Annotated in this window: 15 protein-coding genes; 10 read left to right on the top strand and 5 right to left on the bottom strand. The window is 45.5% G+C overall.

Annotated features, from left to right (window positions below):
• The first annotated feature begins 148 nt into the window (after positions 1-148).
• On the top strand, positions 149-409 hold the full coding sequence (locus AC4II3_RS07435; protein WP_488006648.1) for a hypothetical protein: 261 nt from the start codon (positions 149-151) through the stop codon (positions 407-409).
• A gap of 638 nt (positions 410-1,047) precedes the next feature.
• Here the strand turns inward: AC4II3_RS07435 and AC4II3_RS07430 are convergent.
• Positions 1,048-1,635, bottom strand: coding sequence for a single-stranded DNA-binding protein (locus AC4II3_RS07430; RefSeq protein WP_488006644.1), 588 nt, complete (start codon positions 1,633-1,635; stop codon positions 1,048-1,050).
• Between the two features lie 309 nt (positions 1,636-1,944).
• Positions 1,945-4,479, bottom strand: a complete 2,535-nt coding sequence (locus AC4II3_RS07425; RefSeq protein WP_488006641.1) for a sugar phosphate nucleotidyltransferase — start codon at positions 4,477-4,479, stop codon at positions 1,945-1,947.
• A 669-nt stretch (positions 4,480-5,148) separates the two neighbouring features.
• Between AC4II3_RS07425 and AC4II3_RS07420 the strand changes: the two genes are divergently transcribed.
• Complete coding sequence (locus AC4II3_RS07420) at positions 5,149-5,343, top strand: hypothetical protein (protein WP_008178699.1); 195 nt, start codon at positions 5,149-5,151, stop codon at positions 5,341-5,343.
• 2 nt (positions 5,344-5,345) lie between these two features.
• Positions 5,346-6,137 carry a cobalt-precorrin-6A reductase gene (locus AC4II3_RS07415; protein ID WP_488006639.1) on the top strand — a complete coding sequence of 264 codons (792 nt, stop codon included), beginning with the start codon at positions 5,346-5,348 and terminating at the stop codon, positions 6,135-6,137.
• Positions 6,138-6,262: 125 nt separating this feature from the next.
• On the opposite strand, the gene AC4II3_RS07410 is transcribed toward AC4II3_RS07415, so the two are convergent.
• The 3 genes from AC4II3_RS07410 to AC4II3_RS07400 all read right to left on the bottom strand — a co-directional run bounded on the left by AC4II3_RS07410 (position 6,263) and on the right by AC4II3_RS07400 (position 9,389).
• Positions 6,263-6,913 carry a DUF3386 domain-containing protein gene (locus AC4II3_RS07410; protein WP_488006637.1) on the bottom strand — a complete coding sequence of 217 codons (651 nt, stop codon included), beginning with the start codon at positions 6,911-6,913 and terminating at the stop codon, positions 6,263-6,265.
• A gap of 337 nt (positions 6,914-7,250) precedes the next feature.
• The gene (locus AC4II3_RS07405; protein WP_488006635.1) at positions 7,251-8,972 is read right to left on the bottom strand and encodes an ATP-binding protein; all 1,722 of its coding nucleotides are present in this window, start codon (positions 8,970-8,972) and stop codon (positions 7,251-7,253) included.
• Positions 8,973-9,104: 132 nt separating this feature from the next.
• A complete protein-coding gene (locus AC4II3_RS07400) occupies positions 9,105-9,389 on the bottom strand; it encodes a hypothetical protein (RefSeq protein WP_488006633.1) in 285 nt (94 codons plus the stop codon).
• 175 nt (positions 9,390-9,564) lie between these two features.
• Here AC4II3_RS07400 and lepA point away from each other — a divergent pair, with 175 nt between their 5' ends.
• The 7 genes from lepA (at position 9,565) to AC4II3_RS07365 (ending at position 24,324) form a co-directional block, all read left to right on the top strand.
• Positions 9,565-11,376, top strand: a complete 1,812-nt coding sequence (gene lepA, locus AC4II3_RS07395) for a translation elongation factor 4 (RefSeq protein WP_488006631.1) — start codon at positions 9,565-9,567, stop codon at positions 11,374-11,376.
• Positions 11,377-11,652: 276 nt separating this feature from the next.
• Entirely contained in the window at positions 11,653-12,588 is a 936-nt protein-coding gene (locus tag AC4II3_RS07390; protein ID WP_488006629.1) for a UDP-glucuronic acid decarboxylase family protein, read from the top strand.
• Between the two features lie 137 nt (positions 12,589-12,725).
• Positions 12,726-14,117, top strand: coding sequence for a UDP-glucose dehydrogenase family protein (locus tag AC4II3_RS07385; protein WP_488006627.1), 1,392 nt, complete (start codon positions 12,726-12,728; stop codon positions 14,115-14,117).
• Between the two features lie 955 nt (positions 14,118-15,072).
• Complete coding sequence (locus AC4II3_RS07380; protein WP_488006625.1) at positions 15,073-18,615, top strand: atrophin-1 family protein; 3,543 nt, start codon at positions 15,073-15,075, stop codon at positions 18,613-18,615.
• A gap of 273 nt (positions 18,616-18,888) precedes the next feature.
• Complete coding sequence (iscB, locus tag AC4II3_RS07375) at positions 18,889-20,160, top strand: RNA-guided endonuclease IscB (RefSeq protein WP_488006623.1); 1,272 nt, start codon at positions 18,889-18,891, stop codon at positions 20,158-20,160.
• 69 nt (positions 20,161-20,229) lie between these two features.
• A complete protein-coding gene (locus AC4II3_RS07370) occupies positions 20,230-22,665 on the top strand; it encodes a tetratricopeptide repeat protein (protein WP_488006621.1) in 2,436 nt (811 codons plus the stop codon).
• A gap of 357 nt (positions 22,666-23,022) precedes the next feature.
• Positions 23,023-24,324 (top strand): family 8 glycosyl hydrolase, encoded by a 1,302-nt coding sequence (locus AC4II3_RS07365; RefSeq protein ID WP_488006619.1) that lies wholly within the window; start codon positions 23,023-23,025, stop codon positions 24,322-24,324.
• Positions 24,325-24,487 lie beyond the last annotated feature (163 nt).

Here is a 24,487-nt window from a genome sequence, read left to right as displayed (position 1 = left end):
GAGAGAATAGCTATAACTAGTAATTTTCACGATAGCGCTGGGAGCAGTAGCTCCTAAAATAGAAAAGGTTTAATGAGCGCGGAGATTGTCACGATAAAATAGAAATTATTGATTTGCTATAATAACCTAAGCTATTAGCTATTAGCTTATGTGCAGGATTGAGAAACAAAAAGAAGCTAACCCTAATATTCGCCAACTTTTGACTGACGGTCTAGGTCAAGCAGATATCATTTCATTGGAAGTTGAATCTGCCAATAATCAACATCCTTGGATGGAATTTGCTGGTATGTATGCCAACAATCCTCTGTTTGATGAGGTGCTAGGAGATATAGCAGCCTATCGTCACGAAATTGATGCAGAAATGGAAGACTATTATCGCCAAGTTGATGCCAAGGAGATAGTGATCTAAGCATATGCGCTACGCGCACATGCTTACGGGCTTCCTCCCCACTAGCAAGGATGAAGCCAATGCCCTTACTGTCGAGTCTTTTAAACCTCAGGGGGTGACAAGCGCTCTTTAAAATCTTACAGGGGTTAGGTTTTAGGGGTTAGGTGTTAGGGAAGAATGTCCGTGCGGGATGGATTGATTAAAACTATCATTGACGAAGTCTTGTAAAAATTGCTTCAATAGAGAGCAATACAAATGACTCCGATGCGCTCATTTTACCCAAAACCTAAAACCTAAAACCTAACACCTATCTAGCTTTGAGCTTTGTTGTCACCCCGTGAGCTTTTAAACTCTTGTCATGTAATTATTTTTTGAACAAAAGTCCATACAATTAATTGCTGCCTCAGAATTAGCAACTGAGGGATGCACGGTACATTTAAGACGATAATCACCAGTAAAAAACTGACAGTTAGAACAGGGAATTTGATGCAGTCGTTTGGCAACAGCAAAACTTTCTCGGACTGCTGACAAAACGCTCCAAGCTAGAATCATCGTTATCCCCCAAGCCAAACAAAAGCAAATCAGGTTTAGATAAGGCTGGAGGGCATAGATCAGTACGTAAAGGAGTTGAAACACAATTTAATCTTTGCTCCTAATAACTAAAAGGGAATATCATCTAAATCGTGTTGATGACTAGGGCTACCAGAGGTTGGGTTTTGAGGAGATGAAGACCCAAAAGAAGACTCAAAACTTTGCTCAGTATTTTGTTCAGTGCTGGTATAAGCAAAATCTTGTTCGGTATTGTTGGGATAAGAAACTGATGACGACATCCGATGTTGATCCATCGATACAACCTTATCATAGGTTTGGGGAGAGGATGGTTCTGGGGTACGCTGGAAAGTTCTATCCGAGGCCATAACTTGTGGCTCGAAGTGATCATCTGTTCCCAATTTGTGAATCCGGGAAACATTCAATTCTGCCCGTTTTTCCTTGAATCCTTCTGGTCGCTCAATCACATTCATCCTTAAGCTACCTTCAATCACCACGCGATCGCCTGTGGAATAGTTTGTTTTAATTTCATTAGCCAAATATTCCCCCCAACCTACCACTTTTAAGGTGGATGGGGATTCCTCAGCCTTGACACCAGCGAATTGTACTAGCATCTGAGTCAGGGGTGTCTGATTCTCTGAGGTGTAACGGAGTTCTGGATCCTGAATAATTTGTGCCATTAAAATGCAGCTGTTCATCTCCTATCTCCCTTGTCCTTTTAATGTTGACTCTTTATTATAGAACAAGCGTACCAATACTCTTGGCTTTTCTTTGAGTGAACTTAACCTACCAACAATTAACTACCAACAAGGGCATAGCGGTGACTTTCCTGAGGTCTACAAAAACTCTTAGAAAAGGCACCGCTATGCCTGTTAACGTAAGCATTCAGCCGTCAGCTAAAGGCCTGTGGCCACGCTACGGGAATGGCTGATAGCTGATAGCTGATAGCTGATAGCTGATAGCTTACCTGTTAACAGCCGATCAATCGGATTTATGACACGGATTTATCACACGGCTGAAGGTTGTGCTTCTACACCTTGTTCTTTTTCAACGAATTCCTGAACATGGTTGCGATAATGCTTGAGATTTTCCTCGACCCAATCCCGGTCATCGCTGTTGGCAAAAATATGGACTAAGGGTTCGCCAGCATCGGGTAAAATCAACACCCAGTTATCATTTTGGGGGTTGATAATTTTAACGCCATCAACAAGTTCGAGCTGCTCACTGGGATGGGTTTCGACCAGATGACGCATCAGGCTACCCTTAACTGTCCAAGGACAGCGCAGAGTAACGTTTTTGTACCATACGCGGGGGAGTTCGGCGCGAATATCAGCAAGCGATCGCTCTTGGACTGTCAGCATTTCGATCAACTTGGCGATTCCAAACATGGCATCAAAGCCTGGATGTAGTTGGGGGAAAATAAAGCCCATATCCCAACTGCCTCCCAAGACCACATTGGGGTTGCTTTGAGAAGCTTCCATCAGTGCTGTGGGGTTAGCTTTGGTGCGGATCACCTTGCCATCATGGCGTCGGGCAATTTGTTCCACCGCACTTGATGTCTGGACTGGAACCACCACAGTTCCCCTGGGATTAGAGGTTAACATAATATTGACCATCAGTGCAGTCAATACCTCACCTCGAATCGACATTCCCGATTCATCCACCAAAATAAACTGTTCCCCATTAGCAGAGACCTGCACGCCAAAATTGGCTTTTAGAGCCTCGACCACCTGACCCAGCTGATTGAGCAAACTCTCTCGTTCTTCTGTGGAGATAGCTGTTTGTTTCAAACTGGCATTGAGGACTACTGCATCAGCGCCAAATTTCGCTAACAGTTGGGGTAAAACCGCACCAGACACGGCATAAGCATAGTCAATAACTACCTTAGCACTACTGTTGCGAATTGCCTCTACATTGAGATGCTTCTCAAAAGCAGTACCGTAGATATCGATTAACTGGATCGGGTAGTTAACATTGCCGATATCATTGATCTGGACTCGTCTTAGGTCTTCTTTAAAGTAAGCCCCCTCAATTTTTTTCTCTTTACCCTTGCTGACATTAATTCCCTTGGCATCAATAACTTCGATCAGAATATGATCTGGTCGGTCAGGATGCACGCGCACATGGATACCTCCCTCAACCCCTAGGGTTGGTACCACGGTGCGAGCTACGGGAATTGCGGTTGCATCTAGGTTCTGGACATCAATACCTACAGACATCAATCCCCCAATCAAAGACCGGGTCACCATGCGACAGATACTACGCTGGTCACGGGAGAGTGATACTTGGGAGCCTAGTTTTAAGGTAGACCCATAAGCGGCTCCCAACTTAACGGCAAATTCGGGAGTAATATCGATGTTGGCTAAGCCTTGGACACCCCGCTGACCAAAAAGATTCCGTTGGGCAGTGTTGCCCCAAATTAAATTGATATTCAATGTTGCACCTGATTCTATAGTTTTATTTGGCCAAACCCTTACAGTGGGACTAATTTGAGCTTCTTCTCCGACTTTAGACAGGGAACCGACAACGGCACCTTCGAAAACTTGAGCACGACGGTCTACCCTGGTTCCCCTGGAAATGGTGCAGGCACTCAGATTAACCTCTTCACCAATCAACGCTCCATTCCAAATAATCGGTCGTTTCAGGTGAGCGTGGGCAGAGACGGTAACATTATCCCCAATTACTGTTCCTGCTTCGATGTGGGCGTTTGGACCAATCCGGCAGTTGCTACCAATTAGTACTGGGGTTTCAATCTTGGCAGTAGGGTCGATATAGGTATTTTGTCCCACCCACATTCCTGAGGATTGTTCTGGGTAAGCAAAGTCTAGTGTGACCTTATTCATTAAGCCGTCATACTGGGCTTCTCGGTAAGCCTCCAGGTGACCGACATCACACCAATATCCCTCAGCTACATAGCCATACATTGGCTCATCGTTCTCGAGCAGTTTTGGAAACAGGTCTTTAGAAAAGTCACATTCCTCATTTGATGGCAGGTACTCTAGAACCGATGGTTCAAGAATGTAAGTGCCAGTGTTAACAGTATCGGAAAAAATTTCTGAGGTCGAAGGTTTTTCCAAAAATCGGCGGATGCGCATTTCCTTATCGGTAATCACCACCCCGAACTCAACGGGATTAGGAACGCGAGTTAGGATTAATGTCGCCTTTGATTTCTTAGCTTTATGAAATTCAATCGCAGCAGTCAAATCAAAGTCGGTGATGCTATCACCACTAATGACTAAAAAGGTTTCATTGAGTAATTCGGAAATATTTTTAACACAACCTGCAGTCCCCAGAGGCTGTTCTTCTTCTACCGCATAGGTCATCTTTACCCCAAAGTCACTGCCGTCTTGGAAGTAGTCCCGCATGACATCTGGGAGATAGTACAGAGTGGCAATGACCTCATTGATATTGTGCCGTTTGAGTAGATTAACGATATGTTCAGCAATGGGTCGATTCAGGATTGGCACCATGGGCTTGGGCAGATCACAGGTCAACGGTCTCAGCCGTGTTCCTGAACCACCAGCCATCAGCACTGCTCGCATAATTCCTCCTCTTTTAACCCGTTAAGGGGTTTGATCATGTTGTCTACGTTCATTTGTCTTGTTATGGGCTTTTTTTAGTGAAGTACTTTCCTCCACAAACAGTGACTTGATCTCAAAACCGTGATTTTGGTATGGCCTAGTCGATAGTGAGTCATAAAAGAGTGCTTTCGACAAAGACTGGTGGAACCATAACTAACGACACTGGTGTCGCCAAGTTTCCTCCGACCTCAGAAGAAAGATCGCGCGTTAACCCGCTGCTTCTTCATTCAGGTAATGATCACTACTGAGTTTGGCTAGTCTGTCACTCCTAAGGGTCACACCACAAATGAAGACTAGAGAAACTGGATCTGGATCAATGCTACTTTGAGCTGTAATCCGAATCAATTCGTAGGTGCGCTTTCAGGTCGCACCGGTTGATTAACCTACACACTTATGGTATTGAGGTCATGGTCTAACACTGGCTTGATAAGGTAAAATTATCATTAATATGAAAATTATCTTATAAAAAGCACCGGAGGTAAAAAAGCATGTAACAATAACCAAATGTCTTCTACCCAGATTCAACAAGGGTAGTTAAAACGTCACCTTGGGCTCGCTTTTCCTCCCTGTCAGGCGAGACGCCTATCTTACTTGAGACGGGGTTTCCAAATATGGCAAGATTTTTGATGAATGGCTAACTTAATTGTCTTCGGGTTACTGGTAGTCTATGGGTATGGCGTGTGGAAATTCTGGAGGGGGTTTGAGCGCACTGACTTCAGCCGCAGCTTAACCAATCGGATAGCGTTGTCACTGTTGTGGCCAGCTTTAATCGTTGCCAATAAGTCCTATCGCAAAAACTTTACTAAAGCCCTTAAGGGCAGATAGGAGTGCTAGATAGCAGTGGCCGTATTTGGCTGATTGGTGGCACCACGGAAAGTGTTACTCTGGCAAATGCGATCGCATCCAGGAGGATTCCCTGTACAGTAACGGTTACCACAACGGCGGCTAAATCCCTCTATCCCCAAACCCCAAATTTAAGGGTTCGAGTCGGACGTTTAGATACAAATGAGCTAGAGCAGTTTTTGGAGAAGCATGGTATTGTAGCGATCCTAGATGCCTCTCACCCCTATGCGGTGGAAATTTCCCAAATAGCGATTTCAGCCGCTTGTGCTCGGCATATACCTTACCTACGTTTTGAACGGCAACAGCTAAATTCTCAGGTAAGTTCTGAACTAGACAATTCACCAATCATTTATCTCAATAGTTTCCAAGAGCTGATTTCTGGTAACTATCTCCATCAGCAGCGGGTATTACTGACCATCGGTTACAAACATTTACCCTTATTCCGTAGCTGGCAAGACCAGTCAACCCTATACGCCAGGATTCTGCCGAGTGTTACTGCCATCGATGTAGCGATCGCGTCTGGATTTAGCCCAAATCGAATTATTGCCCTGCGCCCTCCGATACCAGCTGAGTTGGAAAAGGCACTCTGGCATCATTGGGACATCTCTGTGGTTGTCACCAAGGCCTCTGGGGTTGCTGGGGGAGAAGATATCAAACGAGCCCTAGCTACTGAGTTAGGCATCTCCCTAGTTATCATTACTCGCCCAGTTGTTGATTATCCCCAGCAAACTAGCCATGTATCTGTGGGATTGGAGTTTTGCGATCGTTATGTTTGAACTCTCTCCCCGTAAATAACAGATAAGCATATGCGCTACGCGCACGCTACAGGAACAGGCGTGAGCCTTGGCCAAAGGCCATGCGGGGCGCGTTTGGCTCACGGCTGAATACTTAAAAGCAAAGCTTAAACCATAGCTGGTTCGAGTAATTTGATATTAGAAAAGTTGAATTCAGTAGCTGTGCGCCCTTTTTCCTCGATGGCATAAACCACTTGACGAGTCATAATATAATAATCATCAACTTTTTCAAAGCTGTCTTCAAACTCTCGTTTAGCCATCAAATCACCAGTTTTGGCATTGCGAAAAATGGCATTGTAGCCTGAAGAAATATACCCTTCTCCTGTATCTAGGCTATCGTTGGTATTAATTGTAAAAGCCATCGGACCCATCACCCGACTGACATGACAAATTTCCTGCCCTCGGACTTTATAGTTAGACCCCATAGCATCACCCTTGACAAAAATTTCTACTGCACCAGTAGAATCATTGTCACCAAAGCTAAATTGGTTTTTACCATGGGCTTTTTCAAAGGATGACCGCTTACGGTGGGTCACAATATCCCGCATCTGGTTATAGACACTTTCTTTGACCTTGTCATCATCAAACCCACTGACGTCAACACTGTGATCACCATTAATGCGAACTTGACCAGTGTATACTTCATCACCTTGCTTAATTTCCAAGTCAGCTTTGTAACCAGGAAAATCGTCGTCCCAGGTGTAGCGGTTGTCGTAAGCCGCCTGGAATACTTCACGAGCTGTTGCGTTTTCGATCATAGTCTTGCTAAGTCAACCGATAGTTTATCCAAAGACTACTCATTCACTAATCTCTGACGCTGGTTATTATAGCATTACTACTTTACCTAGAATCTTTAAATTGGGTGAAATACTTTAAGCTAACTTTAATCTAAAAATAATACTAACATTTTTAACCATTACTCCCAAATTTATCATGCTTTGGAAGAAGTATAGGTAAGTTTAGTTGAAATTTTCCACAAAAAGCGTGCCAATCCTACCGTTATATTTTATAAATAATGAACTGTTAACTATTAACAGGTCAGCTGACTTTCTTTTAATTCCATAGTATGGTAATAGTAAGCTAAACAGTGGATGGTTAATCCATATCAGTTGCTTGATTGGAAATCATCACAGGAACTTGATAAAGAGGTACTGTAAAGGTAACTGTTGACCCTAAATTTTCCCCCATACTGAAAAAATTGACCACACCCCCCATAGTTTCAATCAGCTTTTGGGATATGACTAGACCTAAACCCGTGCCGCCATATTGGCGAGTCCGGGAACCATCGACTTGGGTAAATGTTTGAAACAGCCGGTCTTGCTGGTCGAGGGAAACACCGATGCCAGTATCAGCAACTCGAACTTTAACCAATCCTGGGAATTCTGTACCTTTGAAAGTTATCTTCTTTCGGATCACCTCAGCACTAACAGTCACCCCACCTTCATCAGTAAACTTAATGGCATTACCGACTAGGTTTAACATGACCTGTAGCAGCCTTTGATAGTTACCATACATAACAATGCCATCATAGACATCAGGCATTTCAATTCTGAGGCTGAGGTTTTTTAGCTCGGCTTGATTGATCGTAAAGTCCTCAACTTTTCTAAACAGAGACTCTAATTCTACTGGAGCGAGTTCTAGCTCCATTTTACCCGCTTCAATCTTGGCAATATCCAGGATATCATTAATAATATTGAGCAGATGCAATGCAGAATTGTAGGCTTCTTGGATAAAATCCCGTTGCTCCTGTGGATCGTCTGCCATGCCATCAAGAACCAACTTGAGAAACCCAATCATGCCATTGAGAGGGGTGCGTAACTCATGGGAAGTATTAGCCAGAAAATCACTTTTGTGGCGAGACGCTTCTTCAGCCCTTTCGCTAGCTATTTCTAACTCCTTGTAAAGGGTGCCATGAGCGATCGCTGTGCCGACTTGCTCAGCCAATTCTCCCACTAACTTTATTTCTGCAGCACTCCATTGACGGCGATGGTCACACTGCTGTAGGCAAATCAAACCATTAGGTTCATCTTTATAGGAGGTTGAAACCACCAACACAGACAACTGTTCCCATTCACCAGGAACAATGTGTTCTACCAGCAGTGGCTCCTGACTAGTGAGGGCTTGTTCCAGGTAAGGCTCAGAATCTAAGGGTAGCAGTTGTTTGGCCATTGACCGTAAGGGCTGTTGGCAATATTCTGCCTGCACCTTGGTTACCCGTGCGTCTGGTTTGTAATAGCACACGAGGCAACGGCTGACCTGGAGTGCCTCCCCTAGACTTTGGGCAGTTTGTTGCCAAATGGTATCTAGATCGAGGGTACGACGAATCTGCCGGGAAATTTTGGTGAGTAATTGTTGATGGGGGTCTACACTGAGGTTTGTAGGAGATTCCTGCCATTCCAATGTTGATGATTCCGGCAACAAGTGACCCATAACTAGAACGGTTGTTGCAACGCCCTCCGGTGGCAAAATGGGGCTAATGACCAACTCAAAGGCAAAGGATTTGTCCTGGTAACAAAACGATTGAAGACAACGTTCAGGGGAACGCTTGCTCAAAATTCTCTGAAGCCTCTCTTGGTAGGCTTCGGCTTCAGTCGGGCAGAATGCATCTTCTAGGGGAAGTCCCACCACTTGTGTCAAACTCAGACCATATTGCTCAGCAGCTTGCCAGTAAAAAGAAAGGCATTTGCCCGATGCCTCTTGAGTATAAACCAGCTCACACCCTAAACCCTGCAAAAAGTTAGAATCACCTTGTGCACTAGCGGATTGCCTATTTATATATCCAGTTTGAAAACATTGAAAATTCACAGGTGCAGCCATTAAAAGAAACCTGGAAACTACAAGCAACACCGGGAGCCTCAGTTCCCGTTTCAACACGTAAATGCAACCAACCAACCCTAACCCACGAGCCAATGGCAACCTCTCAAAGTAGATGCCTTTACCTCTTGTATATCAATCGTTCCACTCACCTCGGGGTGGCAGGGGCGGATTTCGGTCAAAGGTACGGGCTAATTCCTGATCTGTTGCCCTTTCACCCCTGAGCCATTGACGAATTGCCGTTTCTATTACTTTACTCGGATCATTAGTCAAGTGTTTGATTTGATCCAAGAGTTCCGTATCCAAATGAATAGAAATTTCTTCTTTGTCAGCTGAACGTGATAGATCTACGTTAGTAGCTTTGGTAGACTCAAGGTGGTTTTCAAGCAAACCCTCTTGATGCAAGGCATGATCATTCATAATCAATGGGCTAATAACACTACTAATATAACTTTACGATAACTGACAATTAGCCTGGCTCACTTATAACCATTCCAGGGATAGTACCCTTACCTCTGACGGAAAACATTAAAATACATTAAGTTGATCATGAACTCAATAGACCAGTTATTGACTGGGTTTATACCAATAGCTTATGACTGATGCCCCTGTCTCTCATATTCGTAATTTTTCGATTATCGCCCACATTGATCATGGGAAATCGACCTTAGCTGATCGCCTACTGCAAGCTACTGGTACCGTAAGCGACCGCCAGATGAAAGAACAGTTCCTGGACAATATGGATTTGGAACGGGAGCGGGGAATTACGATTAAGCTGCAAGCGGCTCGGATGAACTATACTGCTAGCGATGGTCACGAGTACGTTCTCAATTTAATTGACACTCCCGGTCATGTGGATTTCTCCTATGAAGTGTCGCGCTCACTAGTGGCTTGTGAAGGAGCACTGTTGGTAGTCGATGCATCCCAGGGTGTAGAGGCTCAAACTCTAGCAAATGTTTACCTAGCCCTTGAACACGATCTAGAGATTATTCCCGTTCTAAATAAAATAGACTTGCCTGGAGCTGAACCGGAAAGGGTAAGTACCGAAATCGAAGATATCATTGGTCTTGATTGTAGCCAAGCAATTCGAGCATCAGCCAAGGAAGGTATCGGTATCGACGAAATCCTGGAATCTATTGTACATCTAATTCCAGCTCCAACCAATACCGTAGAGCAACCCCTAAGGGCGTTGATTTTTGACAGTTACTATGATGCTTATCGTGGCGTAATCGTTTATTTTAGAGTGGTCGATGGCACTCTAAAAAAAGGCGATCGCATTCGCTTGATGGCATCTCGCAAGGAGTACGAAATTGATGAGCTAGGGGTGCTTTCCCCTAACCAAGTCCAAGTGGATGAACTCCATGCGGGTGAAGTTGGTTACCTAGCTGCTGCCATTAAGGCGGTAGCGGATGCCCGTGTGGGTGACACCATTACTTTAGCAAAAGCAGCAGCTATTGACCCTTTACCGGGATACACGGAAGCCAAACCCATGGTTTTTTGTGGCTTGTTTCCCACTGATGCTGACCAGTATAAGGATTTAAAGGAAGCATTAGATAAGCTCAAGCTCAATGATGCTGCCCTGAACTACGAACCAGAAACTTCCTCTGCCATGGGCTTTGGATTCCGCTGTGGCTTCTTAGGCTTGCTGCACATGGAAATTGTCCAAGAGCGCCTGGAAAGGGAATATGATTTGGAGCTAATCACCACTGCCCCTTCAGTGGTGTATCAAGTGACCACCAATCAGGGAGAAGTCCTTGAAATTGATAATCCGAGTACTCTGCCATCCCCCCAAGAACGGGAAAAAATTGCCGAACCCTATGTCCGGGTAGAAATGATTACTCCAGAAACCTATGTTGGGACTCTGATGGAACTCTGTCAAAGCCGCCGTGGGGATTTTAAGGATATGACTTATCTTGCCCAAGGACGGACTACTTTAATTTATGAATTACCCCTAGCAGAAGTGGTTACTGACTTTTTTGATCAAATGAAGTCTCGCTCTCGGGGTTATGCCAGTATGGAGTACCAACTCATTGGTTACCGAGATAATCCCTTAGTCAAGCTGGATCTACTGATTAATGCGGAACCTGTGGACTCCCTGGCCGTAATTGTTCACCGAGACAAAGCTTACTATGTGGGTCGGACCTTGGTGGAGAAACTTAAGGAACTTATTCCCCGCCACCAATTTAAAATTCCTCTTCAAGCGGCTATTGGTAGTCGAGTAATTGCTAGTGAACATATTCCCGCTTTGAGAAAAGATGTATTGGCTAAATGCTACGGTGGTGACATTTCCCGGAAGAAAAAACTTCTCCAAAAGCAGGCAAAAGGGAAAAAGCGGATGAAGGCTGTAGGCACTGTTGATGTTCCCCAGGAAGCGTTTATGGCAGTATTACGTCTTGACCAAGGCTAGAGGGGGGATTCAGTCATTAAACGTCTAGACCTGAAAGCCGAGTACTAATTTCGTAATGCTTACTACCAACTAGGGTAATTCTCAACTAGTCAGCCAATAAAATTTGATCATAACCTTCGGTAATTACTGAATCGGTTTTCAAGGTAGGTGAACAACTATATGGGGAGATATATATCCGGAATTTTTGCCATAAATTAAAAAAAAATTGTCTAACTGGACACTGTTAAACTCAGAGGTTAGTTTAGGATTGATTTCACATCACCAAAGTTCAGTTGCATGAGAATCCTAGTTACTGGTGGGGCTGGTTTTATCGGCTCCCATCTAATTGATCGTTTGATGGCAGAAGGTCATGAAGTTATTTGTCTGGATAACTTCTATACTGGCCACAAACGGAATATCCTCAAATGGCTGGCACACCCCTACTTTGAGTTGGTCCGCCATGACATCACTGAACCGATTCGGTTAGAAGTTGATCAAATATACCACCTTGCTTGTCCAGCATCCCCAGTTCACTACCAGTACAATCCCGTCAAGACTATCAAAACCAATGTCCTGGGTACCCTATACATGCTAGGGTTAGCCAAACGGGTGAAGGCGAGATTCTTATTAGCGTCCACGTCTGAGGTATATGGGGATCCGGATGTTCATCCCCAGTCAGAAGATTATCGGGGTAATGTTAATCCCATTGGGATCCGCAGTTGTTACGATGAAGGGAAGCGAGTGGCAGAAACCCTCGCATTTGACTACCATCGACAAAATGGTGTAGACATTCGTGTAGCCCGCATTTTTAACACCTACGGTCCTCGAATGCTGGAAAACGATGGGCGAGTCGTTAGCAATTTTGTGGTGCAAGCTCTGAAGGGGGAACCCTTAACCGTTTATGGGGATGGTTCACAGACCCGCAGTTTCTGCTATGTCTCCGACTTAGTAGAAGGACTAATTCGACTTATGAATAATGACCATACCGGACCGATTAATCTCGGGAATCCTGGAGAATACACTATATTAGAACTCGCTCAGGCAATTCAGAAAATGGTGAATCCTGATACAGAAATTATCTTTAAGCCTCTACCTCAGGATGACCCCCGACGTCGCCAACCAGACATTAGTAAAGCTAAAACTTTACTAGGTTGGGAACCTACTATTCCTTTATCAGAAGGGTTAGATTTGACAGTATCCGATTTCCGTAAGCGTTTAACTCCTCAAGAGTAAAACCAGAGTCAAACAATCAGATTTAATTAAATCAATGAACCTCAGGTCAGGGTGCCAATACTATCTTTGGCTCCAACCGTGAGACTTCCCTAACCTTTACTAACCATTGAAGTTTATATTAATTGAGGCATAGGTCCATGCGCGTTTGTGTGATTGGTACAGGATATGTGGGCTTAGTAACTGGCGCTTGCTTAGCCCATATCGGTCATCATGTAATCTGTGTAGACAACAACGAAGAAAAAGTTAAGCTGATGAAATCTGGACAGTCCCCCATCTATGAACCGGGACTGTCGGAAATAATGCAGGAGTCAGCTAATGCAGGTAGACTTGAGTTTACCACAGATTTGGCGGCTGGGGTAGACCATGGGGAAATTTTATTTATTGCAGTGGGAACTCCCCCCCTACCTACCGGAGAAAGTGACACTCGTTATGTGGAAGCTGTTGCCAGAGGGATTGGATCCCATCTCAAGGATGGTTACAAAGTAATTGTCAACAAATCAACGGTACCCATTGGTTCTGGAGATTGGGTACGGATGATTGTCCTAGATGGGGTAGCTGAACGCCAGAAATCTTTGGTAACTGCAGGAGGGCAAGCTGAAACTGAACCAGCCGAAGACATTACGGCGGATTTTGATGTGGTCAGTAATCCAGAGTTTCTCCGAGAAGGGTCAGCAGTTTACGATACCTTTAATCCAGACCGTATTGTCCTAGGAGGCAATAGCGAACAAGCGATCGCAATGATGAAGGAACTGTATCAACCAATTGTCGAACGTCAGTTTGCTGAAGACAAATCCCTTCCCCCAGTTTCTGTGCTAGCTACAGACCTCAGCTCAGCTGAGATGATTAAATATGCGGCTAATGCCTTTTTGGCTACTAAAATTAGCTTTATTAATGAAATTGCCAATATTTGCGATCGCGTCGGTGCTGATGTTACCCAAGTTGCCCAAGGAATTGGTTTAGATTCCCGGATTGGCAACAAGTTTTTACAAGCAGGAATTGGCTGGGGTGGTTCTTGCTTCCCCAAAGATGTGTTAGCACTACTCCATACCGCTGAAGATTACGGTTATGAAGCAGATTTGCTCAAAGCCACTGTCAGTGTCAACAAACGCCAACGTCTACTTGCGGTTGAAAAACTCCAGAAAGAGCTGAAAATCCTCAAAGGTAAAACAGTGGGCCTGTTGGGCTTGACCTTTAAGCCCAATACTGATGATATGCGGGATGCTCCTGCTCTAAATCTGGTGGAGGAACTAAACCGACTCGGAGCCAAGGTCAAAGCCTATGACCCAATTATTTCCCAAACTGGCATGCGTCATGGTCTATCTAACGTGATTGTCGAAACCGATCCAGAACGGTTGGCTGATAGCTGTGATGCTTTAGTCTTAGTTACAGATTGGGATCAGTTCCAGAAGCTGGACTATGGTAAGATGGCTCAGCTAATGAATAATCCGGTGATCATTGATGGTCGTAACTGCCTAGATCGGAACCAGCTAGAACGTGCTGGTTTCTCCTATTTGGGAATTGGTCGTTGAACTATATCCCCTCATCATAGAGCGAGGATTGATTGTCAAGGTAAAGTTGTCAGACCAGCTGATTAACTGTATCTGACAACTTTACCTTTTAAACTTCCCGACTTACTTTTGAGTGGGTAAAATCAAGTTGTATTGTTACTTCCTGCTCCAGGGTTCAGGACTTTCTTGGAGCCCTTTGATCACGAAATTAGCGGCATCTTTTAGGTGCGACAATCACGCGAATTAAAATCTTAATGGTAAGAGCGCACCTTTAGAATGTTTGTGATAGCCAGCTTGCAGAGCGTGATCTCTAAATTGCCATAAGTGAAATCTTGTACTAGAATAACTGAGGGGTCTGACCCCTCAGTTATTTTGTTAATACTAGCTAAATACACACACCACTACCCCAAAGGTAAAAATCCTAGTTGTTGGGATTTGCAAACAACTTTGTGTTAAGACTATTGTTGGTGTTGATCAACAACAAAACCCCAATCAGCACCCAGCACGGTTGGTAAGGGGGCATCAAGCATCTAAATTGAGTTAACTGACCAGTAATTGCCATTAACATTGGCTAGGTGATCGGCAAGTGTTAAAGTCCTACCAAAAAATCGGTACTACCCCAACAGGGTAGGTCAGGTAACTTATTTGGTTGTTAACTATGGGGGGGATTATATATGTGTGTTGATGGTTTAATGGCTTCATGGATGCCAACAACCATTGACTATCAGCCAACTAGATCACTAACCCAAGGGTGATCTAGTTGGCGACAAATGGAGCTAAGCACTAAACTCTAGTAATGGTAATTTTGGTGATAGTTTTGGCTTAGATCACTAACAGTCCAAGTAAATCCTAGGGATCTGAGCTATGGTTGGTTCAGTTTTCAACAAATCTGAGCCAAAATAATCTAGAACTGGGTGTGCCCTAAAATTGTGACCATAACTGGTCGTCAGGCAAGATCAATGAGAGTGGAGGTAGTATGAGTCGCCCAAAACCAAGCCCTTTCCTAGAGCGGCGACAGGGTTTACAGAAAGGATTGATTAGGCAAAAAACCCAGACAATCCATCAAACAACTAGTCAATGTCTGAGATGGATAGTCAAGAATGTCCTTCTATGGATGCAACTGCTTAGTACTGGGTCATTCGTCGTAGTCTGGATGCTGTCCTTCAGTGCCATTGAACCAGCCCAGGCAACTACCCTATCTAAACATACTAAGTTCTTAGAGCAGCTCCGGACAAATCAGAGCAAGGATTCAGAGCAATCCATTAGTGAAGAAAGTGAACAAGTAACCCAAACCAAAATTGTAGCACTAGGAAAGCTTGAAAGTCAACAGGAGACAATCCCTGAGCCAATTAAGACCCAAAGGTCTTCTGCCCCAAGGACTAACTCCACCAGGAAACTGACTTCAGCTGTGCCGCCGCACGTCTTACCCCAGACTGAACAATCAGCTAAACCAGCAGCTAAGCGTAAGTTAGGCTCACGCCAGTCAAGGAAAAGCTCAGCTACCCCAAGGACTGCCTCCCAAAAAACCGTCCAAAAAACCGTAGCTGCTCCAATCCAGCCGACGGCTAAGCCCCAGCCAGGGGAGATAGCCAAAGTTATGCCAGCACGGCCCAAAGGCAAAAAGTCTGCTTTACTAAGCAGTAACGGTAGAGAAAACAGAACTACCCTAGCCCAGCCTAGAGGTAACCGCCAGGAAGGACAACGGACTAAACCCAAGTTCAGGTCACCCTATGCCAGGTCTAGAGCTAGGTCAATCCCACCCTTTGGAAAAGCCCAAACGTCGGCTTCCCCAAACATCACCACTAGCAAAAAGGTTGGTTTGAGAATCCCTGAGTTATCTCAACAGGCTCAAAAACCAGGGAAACTGGAGCTAAAACCGGGACACAGGGATGGGTTACCAAAGTCATCTCTGGCCAATAAAACTAAAGTTTCTCATCGACATAACCCTGAGGCTAACTCGAAACTAAGCTCACCAGTCCTAGAGTCGTCGGAACTAAAACAGACCAAAGCAGCTAACTCTAAGCTAGCTACCCAGAAGCAATCTGCTGACAGTAAAGCTGACAGCAAAATAGACCAGTTAGCCTTAACGCCATCACCTCAAAAGCCTCTAGTGTCATCATCGACGCTAAACCTAGAGCAAATAGACATAAAGTTCACAAAGTTGCTAACCCAACTGTTGCCCTATGGCAGCAGTTCGAGTGTAGATTTGCAAGGAGTAGTCCCAGCTAACTGGAGCAACTGCCAAACAAACACAGCCTGTAATCAGCTGCTGCCATCCCTCATTCCGAAGTTAGTTCCAAATAGTCCCAACTCTAGCTCTAACCAGCAGACAACCTCCCAAGCAAAAACCGAACCTTTGCCAGTACCAACAGGGCCAATTCCCTCCAATGCTGGTAAACTTCCCAAAAAATTCAAGCAACTGCCTCCTTCCCCACCAAACCTGCCGGAACAGTTAGGGCAAGGAACCGCCACACCCCTATTTCTGAATAACTACCAAAACCAAGCGGTAGGACAACTGCCTGTTTTCCCACAAAGCAAGACACCAGCGTCATTGCCAGCACTTCCTAACTCAATGCCGTTGGGAAGCAATACTCCTAACCCGAATTGGGGCTATTTCCCTTACGTGCCACAAACCGTACTCTTGATGCCGATGATGCCAGGAGTAACTGGAACGATGCCCTTGGGTACGAGTATGGGTACGAATAATGTTAATCCTGGTCAATTGCCCTACGTACCACAAACGGTACTCTTGATGCCGACGGCAGGGTTCGGCATGTCTACCCCCCAGGGGATAAATAGTTATAGCCAGGGCTATAGCCCTAGCTATAACCCTGGCTTGGGTCAGCTACCTTATTTGAGAACTACACCCGCTCCCCTGCCAGCCCGAGTCAATCCCATTCCCATGGGAGGTACTACCTATAACCCTGGCTTCGGTCAGTTGCCCTACCCGAGACCCATGCCCGCTCCTCTGCCAGCCCCAGTGAATCCCATGCCCATGAGGGGTAGTCCTTACAATTCAGGTTTAGGTCAGTTGCCCTATCTGAGAAGTTCCCCAGCCCCCCGGCCAGTAGTGCCGATCAATCCCATTCCGATCGGGGGCAGTAGTTATGGCTTGGGCTTAGGTCAGCTACAGTATTTGAACAATATTCCAGGTCAGGTACCAGGGCAAGTCATGGCGATACCAGTGGTGCCAAATCCCAACATCCCTGGCTTGAGCCAGTCTCCTTTCCCGGCAACCCCCCCAGGGCAGGTACCAGGCCAATTCATGCCCATCCCAGTGGTGCCAAATCCCAACACCCCTGGCTTTGGCCAGTCTCCTTTCCCAGCCACACCCCAACCACCGCTACCAGGGCAAGTCACTCCCATCCCAGTGGTGCCAAATCCCAACACCCCTGGCTTTGGTCAAGTACCCTTGTTCCAACCAGCACTACAACCCTGGCCACCGGCTCCTAACTCAAACCTGAATCGACCAACCTCTCCCCCAACTGCCCAATCCCCCGGTCGCCCGTTGCTGCCTACCACCGCTCTCACCCCAGGATCCTTGCGTTTCCAAGGCAGCTTCGTGAATCAAGGGGAAAATTCAGTAGCCAGAGCTCGCTTGGACGGAAACTATGTGCTAACGCCCCAATTCCTGTTTGGAGCTACCCTAGATCTGACTAGCGAAAATGACCAATTGGTAGACTCACCTAACGAAGGGGCAACTATCAATCAGTTGTTCTTTACCGCTGCTCCTGCTAGCACCTTACCCACTCTGCGCTTTTCTGTCGGTCAGTTGGATTTAACCTCCTACTTTGATCGGAATAGTTTTGCCAAGGATGGGGTAAGCCATTTCTTTAATCCAGTTTTTCAAACTAATCCAGCCTTGAGTGCTACTGCGATCGCATCTCGTCCAGGTTTATTGGTTAACTGGGCAGTGACAGACAATATAGAAGGCAAAGTTGCTCTGTTTTCATCAGCTGAAAGTCTGGAGCGATTTGACCTCAATGGCTTGGCTGGAGAAATTGGTCTGCGCTACGATAATGTGATCGTGCGAGGAACCTATGCCTCAGGCAGAGATGGTGGTGCCAATAGTGGCTTCCGGGAAATTTTCTCCATCGAACGGGGAAGGGATGACTTTGGCATCAACAAGAATGATGATGAAGAAGCATTTGGTGTCAATGGCGAAGTGTTTATTCCTGAACTGAATATGGGCATATTTGGTCGCTATGGGGTTTACCGCAACCGGGATTTGGATGAAGAGGGAAACACCTTCAGTTTCGGAATCACCTTCTTGGATTTGTTTTCTAAGAATGACCGGGTAGGATTAGCCTATGGTCGGGACCTCTCCAATGAGGAATTGCGCCAGGAAAATGGGGATGATGTACCAGATGTGTTAGAGCTATACTACGATTTCCAATTTTTACCGAATGTGCGGCTTGGTTTTAGCCTTCAGCAACGCAATAGTTTAAAGGAAACGTTTGCCGGATTTCGATTGAAAACCGATTTTGATGTAACTCCTAGAGGTAGGTTGACTCAGTAAACAACTCACCGCTAAGTCTTTCGGCGTAGCCGACGCTGCGCGAACAGACTATAGCGGGAGCTTTCAAGCTCATAGTTTACCAGTCTAGGTTCTTACAGAACTACGTTATTTCTGAGAGTTAGTGTTCATACCTGGAGATGCGTAGCTAGTCCCCAGCTCTAGAACCCGGTCGTTAAACAGACCTAGTTGAGTTAAGTCAGTGCGATCTCGAAAGTACCGAGAAATAACTTTGACTAAGCTAACTTTACCCTAGTAATAGGAGAAAACACAATTATGCGTGTATTTGTACTTAACTCAAATCGACAACCTTTAGATCCATGCAAACCGGCGAGAGCTAGAATTCTACTTTCGACAGGAAAAGCTAAAGTCTATCGTCGTTACCCATTTACTATAATTTTAACGGAGGAAATACAAGAACCAATAACCCACGGGTCACAATTGAAAATAGACCCCGGAGCCAAAACAAGTGGCTTAGCAATTGTTCAAGGTAACCGAATAGTTTGGGGCGGTGAACTTACTCACAGAGGTTTTCAAATTCGAGATGCCTTAACTTCTCGTAGGCAACTAAGGTGTGCTCGCCGTAACCGCAAAACTCGGTATCGCAAGCCTAGATTTCTTAACCGGTCTAGACCAGAAGGCTGGTTAGCTCCTAGCCTAATGTCTAGAGTTCATAACATCTTGACTTGGGTTAAAAAACTAACTCGTTTATGTCCCATTGCAGGAATCTCTCAAGAGTTGGTTAGATTTGACACTCAGAAGTTGCAAAATCCCGAAATATCTGGCATTGAGTATCAGCAAGGTACGCTCTACGGTTACGAGCTTCGAGAATATCTACTCGAAAAATGGAATCGAACATGTGCCTATTGTGGGACAACGGGTACTCAGTTAGAGATTGAGCATATTAAGCCATTATCTAAAGGTGGTTCTAATAGAGTCTCTAATTTAGCTATTGCGTGTCATTCATGCAATCAGTCTAAGTCTGCTCAAGAAATCGAACAGTTCTTATCTGGAAAACCTGACGTGTTGAAACGGGTTTTGTCTCAAGCCAAAAGACCTTTAACTGATGCGGCTGCCGTTAACACAACTCGTTGGAAGTTGTACCATGAACTGAAATCAATCGGATTACCTGTTGAAGTCGGGAGTGGTGGTTTGACTAAATTCAACCGATGTCGTCAAAACCTACCTAAAACTCATTGGCTGGATGCCGCAAATGTTGGCAAAGTTGATACTTTAATTATTGAGGGTTATCAACCTTTACTTATTGCCGCTAAAGGTCACGGGACTCGTCAAATTTGTCGAACAAACAAGTATGGGTTTCCTATCCGTTACTGTTCAAGAACTAAGATTCATAAAGGTTTTCAAACAGGAGATATTGTTCGCGCCGTTGTAACTAAAGGCAAAAAAATCGGTACTTATGTGGGAAGAGTTGCGACCCGGAAATCAGGCTCTTTTAATATTTCAACTAAATCAGGACTGGTGCAGGGTATCAGTCATAAATATTGTCAATGTATTCACAGGAAAGATGGTTATGCTTATAGGCATTAAACTCTGTCCTCCCTTTCCTCTCACCGCTAAATCAAAGATTATAGGGGGAGACGACCGGGAGGCGGAAAGATGATTCTAGAGGAAGGCAAAAGGAACAAGGGAAAAGGCTTACCCCCCATAAAGAGCGGAGAATCCTCGGGTCAGAGGCAAAAGGCAAAGGGACTGGATTCACCTTGCCATCCGTGCCGCCGTGTGGTAAAGTCCTTACCCATTTACCTCTTACCCTTGACCGTTTACCTCTTACCCTTAACTGTTTCCCTTTTCCCTCTAGCCTTTTGCCTTGAGGCAGCTCAAGCTCAAACTATTCCGGTGCCGATTATCAGAGCCTTTAATCTGCTCAGGGAAGGACGAGTGGAGGAGGCAATTAAAGGGTTTGAGCAAGCTGTCCAGCGTTATCCCCAATCCATTGATGCCAAGATTGGCCTCGCCATCGCCTACCGCCGACAGGGATTGATTGACCAAGCCTGGGATGCCTATCAACAGGTGCTGGCTCAAGACCCTACCAATGAGTTAGCCCTAAGTGCAGTAGGTCTGTTGGGGACTTATAAACAAGAATGGCAGGCTCAGGGAATTGAAGCCCTTACGGTCTTGCTCGATATTAATCCCAATGATACAGAAGCTCGTGGCAGGCGAGCTCTGCTGTATGGTTATCAGCAGCGATTTGGTGAGGCGATCGCAGACTATGAAATTGTGCTGCAAACGGATCCTAGTCCAGATGTCCTAGTAGGGGCAGCAGAAGTTTACACCTACAACGGTAACCCTCAAAGGGGTCTGGAACTCTTTAACCAATACCTCGCGACGGGTAATGTGATTAGTGGCTATGCTGTCCTGGCTTATGCCCAATCCTTAAGGCAAACTGGCAATGCGGCTCAGGCGGTGCAGGTTCTGGAAAACGAGTTAGTGGGGTTTGCCATCATCGATCAGCTTGATGACCTAGGCATCCAAACCCGAGCCGCCCTCGCCCAAGCCTATGCCGAAAATGGACAACTCTCTGAAGCCTTGACAGTATTAGAGCCTTTACAAGGTCTACCCCAAGCCACATTGCCCTTAGCGCGATCGCTAAATGAAATTCGCAATAAAAATAAAGATCCAGCCCTGGAACCCCAAGTCTCGATGCTCTACCGTCAAGCATTGGCAGAGAATCCTAATGACCCTAACTTAATTCGGGAGACAGCGGATGTGTTTACAGGCATACCCAGTGAACAAGCAAGCGCATTGCAGCTTTACCAACAACTGCTTGCCTTCCAACCGGATAACCGTAGTCTCATGATTAAGATCGTGGGTCTGGAACGTCAGACCGGGTTAATTTCTCAAGCGGAATTGAGCAACCGTCTCGCGACCATACTGATTCCCCTACCTACTGAACCCAGCGAATTGCAAGCGGTGGCAGACGCCTTGATCCCGATCGAGCCGCCGGGGCCACAATTTCTATCTATTTACCAAACTATCCTGGCATCTGGGGTTAACGCGCCGTTTTTGTACTTTCGGATCGCTCAACTTTACATTGAAGCCAATGACTTAATCTCAGCCAGAAATGCTTTGGCTACTTATACCGCGACACCCCAGGGAGCTAACGATCTAGCAGTACAGTTGCTAGCAGCAGATATTGAACGTCGTGAAGGGAATTGGATTGCTAGCCGCCAGCGTTACCAAGCCTTAATTGCCAGCAACCCACCAGAACGGGATATTCTCAATGGTGCATTGCAAGGATTGTCATTTGTACTTATCCTACAGGATAGACCAGCGGAAGCTGTGGCAATTTATGACCAACTAGTCGCGCTAAATCCTAGTGATGTTAACCTACAGCTAGCACGAGCTACAATTGCCTATGACGCGAATCTGATTCCAGAATCCCAAGCTGAGGCATTTGTATACTATTGGTTGCAGACACAACGCAATGTGCTTCCGCCCCCAGAACTCTTTGCTCTAGTTGGTGCTCTACCTGCGAATCCCACACGGGAACCCCTATACATTTCGCTGCTGCAATCTGAACCAGACAACATACCAGTAAACCGCCGTTTAATTCAGGTTATTGCTCAGCGCAGTCCAGAATTAGCTAGAGCTCAGGTGATTGAATTAGTCAATCGGGCTCCCTACTCCGTTCAGACATACTTGTTGCAAGGACGATTGGCAGAAGCGATCGATCAGTTAGACATAGCAGAACGCGCCTATCAGGTGATTTTGACCGCAGAACCCAGTAACACTGAGATTATTGCCGCTTTAGGTGGTGTTCGGTTCCAACAACGACGCTTTGACTCGGCCAAGCAACTCTATTATCGAGGTCTTGCGATCCAACCCCTGGATTTTGGGGTACGTCGTGCCTTAGTTGGACTAAATCAGACTGAAGACTTCAAAGTCAAAGCCCTAGAACAGTTGGAACAGCTAAGACTGGAGGAATTCAGTCGAGGGTCTAGTACTGCTACCCTGTCCCGTCAGAGACAGCAAATCCAAGAAGGATTTCTGTTCCGCAGGGGTTTCCAACCGCCTTGGGAACGTTTTGATTAAGGATAAAAGATGAAGTCTAGATGAAGTGTGAAGTCTAAAGGATGAAGTATAGATTAAGTATAAAGGGTGAAGTGTCTTGGATGAAGAATGAACTGTCAAGGATGAAGTATAAAGGATTAAGGTATCGCAAGGGAAAATCCCAAATGGCAATTAACACTTAAAAATTGGCAGTTTTATATTCACAAATGAATAATCCAGACTTTTAAACCAAATATCAGAATTCAACAATTCTGAACTCTGAGGTTTTTAGGCTAGGCTTAGGTTCAGACTTCTTCCCTTAAAAGACTACGTTGGATAAATCTAGAGGCTTGTATCCAACTATGTTTGAGGAGTAAATGTAAGAGCCGCAAATTCACGATGTCATACAACAGCCGTCAACATTTATTTATGGGTCGCACCAAGAGCGTTTCTATCGTTACTGTCACCATTATGTTGAGTCAATTGGGTTGTGCTCCCCATCAATTGTCAAGACGATCTCGAACTCCTTCACCACCCCAGTCATCACCAAGTAAAACGTCTTCAGTCTACCGTGAGTATCCTGAACCAGAGGCTCCCCAGACTTCTTTTTCTATAGACGAAAGTACCATCATAGCACAAAGTTGGAGTGTATACAAAGAGAAATTTATTCAAAAAGACGGGCGAGTCATCGACTACGAAGCTAGCGATCGCTCAACCTCGGAAGGGCAAGCCTATGGGATGCTGCGAGCGGTCATTGCCGATGACCCCACCACCTTTGCCCTGACCTTAGAATGGTCTCAAAACAATCTCAAGCGCTCAGGAAGCAATGGTACTCTCGAAGATCAACTCTGGGTTTGGAAGTGGGGTCGTGATCAGAGCGGTAACTGGGGTGCGATTGACAGAAATTTTGCCAGCGATGCCGATATTGATGCAGCAACAGCATTAATTCTGGCTTACCGTCGCTGGAATCGTCCGGAATACCTGGATTTAGCGTTGACTAAGCTCGAAGATCTCTGGAACTTGTCCACCAAAGAGGTAAGGGGAAAGCGCTATCTTCTGCCAGGACCTGTAGCAGCCTTTGTGCCTTCTCCATCAACTGTATATCTCAACCCCTCATATCTTGCTCCTTTCTCCTTTCGTCTCTTTGCCCAAGTTGACCCCAACCATGACTGGTTAAGTTTGGTGGATAGTAGCTACCAGGTGTTAAAAGAGTCTTCCCAGGTTTCTGCTGTAGGCTTACCCAGCGATTGGGTCGCCCTTGACACCGAAACTGGTCAATTTCAGCCATTGCCACCAGACAGTCCACTCAAAACCTCTTACAGCTTTGATGCCTACCGAGTGTGGTGGAGGGTTGCTTGGGATGCAGCTTGGTTCAATACCCCAGAAGCATTTTCCTATCTCGGTACTGCCACCCAGCATTTGCAATCCCTGTGGCGCTCTTCCTCAAGGCTGCCCGCCAGGATTGACATCCAAGGTAAACCAACGGTGACTTACGAAGCCACTTCCCAATACGCCATGCTTTATTCTGCCCTACGTTTAATTGAGCCAGCCATGGCTAGGGAATTGATAGAGCAGAAACTAATACCACAATATCAGGAAGGGATTTGGGATGATCAATCGGCCTATTATACCCAAAACTTAGCTTGGTTAGGGTTATTGCCTACCACAGCCATCGACGGCAACCTGTTAAATCCCAGTTAGAGACGGGAATAGTTTAAACATACCAGTAACTATACCGATAACTATACCGATCAATCTATACCGATAACTATACCGATCAATCTATACCTATCAATCAGGTGATACAGGTGACAAAAATGGTCTCAATCGTTAAAGTTAAGCCTAAGCAATACAACTTATCTTG

Source organism: Moorena sp. (assembly GCF_982860115.1).
This window is presented reverse-complemented; position numbering and strand designations above follow the sequence as displayed.